We start from the raw sequence: 2,684 nt of genomic DNA on the forward strand, positions 1-2,684 counted from the left end.
TCTTCGTTCACCGCCAGGATGCGGAACCGGTGCGAGGCCCCGAAGGTATCGGACAGAAAGTCCAACGACCAGCGTTCGCCGGGTCTCAGAGCGTCTGGCATCGGTGTCCGCGAGCCGCGGGCCCGTTTGCGGCCCCGTCGTCGCCGGACACCCAGCTTCTCCTCCGTGTAAAGCCGATACAGCTTTTTGTGGTTCATGATCGTCCCTTTGCGTTCCAGCATCACCCCGATCCGCCGGTAGCCGAACCGGCGGCGCTTGGCGGCGACCGCTTTCATCTCCTTGCGTATTTCAGGATTATCCGGCGGGCGTTCACGCCGGACCGTCTTTGGATCGACACCGACAAGTCGGCAGGCCCGGCGTTGCGAGATGTCGTGATCCCGCATCGCCCTGAGCGCTGCCTCTCGCCGCTCAATCGGCGTCGTCAGTTCTTTCCCAGCAGATCCTTCAGAACAGCATTGTCCAGCATCGTGTCAGCCAGCAGGCGTTTAAGCCGAGCGTTCTCGTCTTCCATTGCCCTCAGCTTCGCGACGTCGGACACCTCCATGCCGCCATACTTCGATTTGTATTTGTAGAACGTGGACCTGTCGCGGTTTGATGCCGCTCCTTTGATAGCATTTACTGCAACAAAGGAGACTGACTATGGGACTGAAACGGACGGACGAATTCCGCCAAGATGCGGTTCGGATTGCACTGACCAGCGGGCTGACGCGTAAACAGGTGGCTGATGATCTGGGCGTGGGGATGTCGACGCTGAACAAATGGATTACCGCGCGTCGAGACACTGATGTGGTGTCGAAAGAGGATTTGGACCTCGCCAAAGAGAATGACCGGCTTCGGCGTGAGGTCCGCATTCTCAAGGAGGAGCGGGACATCCTAAAAAAAGCCACCCAGTTCTTCGCGGGCCTAAAGCAATGAGATTTAGGTTTATCGAAGAACACAGATGCAGCTTCCCAACCAAACGGCTTTGCCATGTTGTGGGTGTCAGCACTCGGGGCCTACGGGCGTTCCGCAGTCGGCACGCCAGTCGCAGACAGCGGTCTGATCTGGTCACTCTGGCCCACATCAAGGAACAGTCCCGTCTCAGCCTGAGCAGTTATGGCAGGCCACGAATGACCGAAGAGTTGAAAGAGATCGGTCTGAATGTGGGACACCGCCGTGTAGGCAGATTGATGCGCCAGAACGGGATATCTGTCATTCGGACCCGCAAACACAAGGTGACAACCGACAGCGATCATAAGTTCAACATTGCACCAAACCTACTGGATCGGGACTTCACGGCAGTTCGACCAAACCAGAAGTGGGCTGGCGACATCAGCTATGTCTGGACCCGAGAGGGTTGGCTGTATCTGGCTGTGATCTTGGACCTGCATTCCCGGCGCGTTATCGGCTGGGCTGTTAGTAACCGGATGAAGCGCGACCTGGCGATCCGGGCGCTGAACATGGCCATCGCATTCAGGACACCGCCCAGGGGCTGCATTCACCACACGGATCGCGGCAGCCAATACTGTTCTCACGACTATCAGAAGATCCTGCGCCAACATGGGTTTAAGGTGTCGATGTCTGGGAAGGGCAATTGTTATGACAATGCAGCAGTCGAGACCTTCTTCAAAACCATCAAGGCCGAGCTAATCTGGCGGCGATCATGGGAAACACGGCGGCAAGCTGAGATGGCGATCTTCGAATACATAAACGGCTTCTACAATCCACGCCGCCGTCACTCAGCACTGGGCTGGAAAAGTCCGGTCGCCTTCGAACGAAAGGTGGCTTAAACGAGCACCTGGGGCGGCACTAAAGCGTGACAGGTCCAAAGTATTTTTATCTAAAGTGTATTTAGCAATCCGATTTCGCACATTTGTAATATTTTCCGTCTGACTGTCCGCCATTTGCCGTGCTGAAGCGCTCATAACTTTCGCGTATTCCAAAGGCAGACTGGAGGTAAGGTCATGAAAAGCCAATTTGCTGCTGATAGATCGAAAGCGCTTGTTGTATCGAAAAACTGGGATGTGTTATCAGATTTTACCGAATATCTGCCCGAGTTCGATATACCTTTTCTTTTTGCGGACAGTTTAAAGGCTGTTCCGTATGGTTTTTTGAGCGACTACCGACGCTCCTATGTATTTGTCAGCATTGATGATTTTGGCGGTCCTACTTTCGTGTACGATCAGCTTCGTGACCTGCGTCACAACATGCCAAACACAGCAGTCATATTGGTATCCAGTGAATTTGCCGTTGACGAATATGGCACTCATCGTTTGAGCTTGGCAGACGTGTCACTTCGCCTTCCGTTTTCCAAGTCGTCGCTTTTACTCGCCTTGAACCAGGCACCAGTCAACCTTTTGGCTTGGAGGCAGCGTGTCGCTTCTCAGGCACATTCTCCGACCACTCTTGATGTGAATGACCAAGAGGTTCTCACCCGCCGAAGTGCATTTGCAGCTTCTTGAACTCGGCTTTAGTGCTTTCAACGGCATCACGCAAATTCAGTTTAAGGTCATCAGTTGGTGTGGCCTCTTGGCTCAAGGTAGTCTCACATTCCCGCGCGATTTCCGCAAGGCGGGTTGCTCCCATCATAGCTGCGGCACCCGCAAGCTCATGAAATCGAGGTAACCGTTCAGGCAAATCTTCGTTGCTGGATGCCTCGAAGGACTTAAGAGTACCCATCGCTTGATCCAGAAGCGATTGTATCA

3 protein-coding genes and 1 pseudogene are annotated in these 2,684 nt (G+C 54.1%); 2 read left to right on the plus strand and 2 right to left on the minus strand.

Annotated elements, in window-relative coordinates; genetic code table 11:
• Positions 1 to 580, minus strand: a pseudogene (locus tag LCF59_RS17690) (IS3 family transposase); the annotation flags it as partial.
• Between the two features lie 59 nt (positions 581 to 639).
• Here LCF59_RS17690 and LCF59_RS17695 point away from each other — a divergent pair.
• Together LCF59_RS17695 and LCF59_RS17700 are read left to right on the plus strand one after the other, a co-directional pair.
• Positions 640 to 1,769, plus strand: a protein-coding gene (locus LCF59_RS17695; protein ID WP_292288938.1) for an IS3 family transposase whose coding sequence is annotated in 2 segments (ribosomal slippage) — positions 640 to 874 and positions 874 to 1,769 — 1,131 coding nt in all. Because the reading frame shifts where the segments join, the coding sequence is not laid out codon by codon here.
• A gap of 174 nt (positions 1,770 to 1,943) precedes the next feature.
• Complete coding sequence (locus LCF59_RS17700) at positions 1,944 to 2,441, plus strand: hypothetical protein (protein WP_292288939.1); 498 nt, start codon at positions 1,944 to 1,946, stop codon at positions 2,439 to 2,441.
• On the opposite strand, the gene LCF59_RS17705 is transcribed toward LCF59_RS17700, so the two are convergent.
• Positions 2,410 to 2,684 (minus strand): Hpt domain-containing protein (locus tag LCF59_RS17705; protein WP_292288940.1); only part of this gene is annotated, 275 nt, incomplete at its 5' end. The genes LCF59_RS17700 and LCF59_RS17705 overlap by 32 nt on opposite strands.

It is taken from the genome of Marivita sp., assembly GCF_020055675.1.
Classification (GTDB): domain Bacteria; phylum Pseudomonadota; class Alphaproteobacteria; order Rhodobacterales; family Rhodobacteraceae; genus Marivita.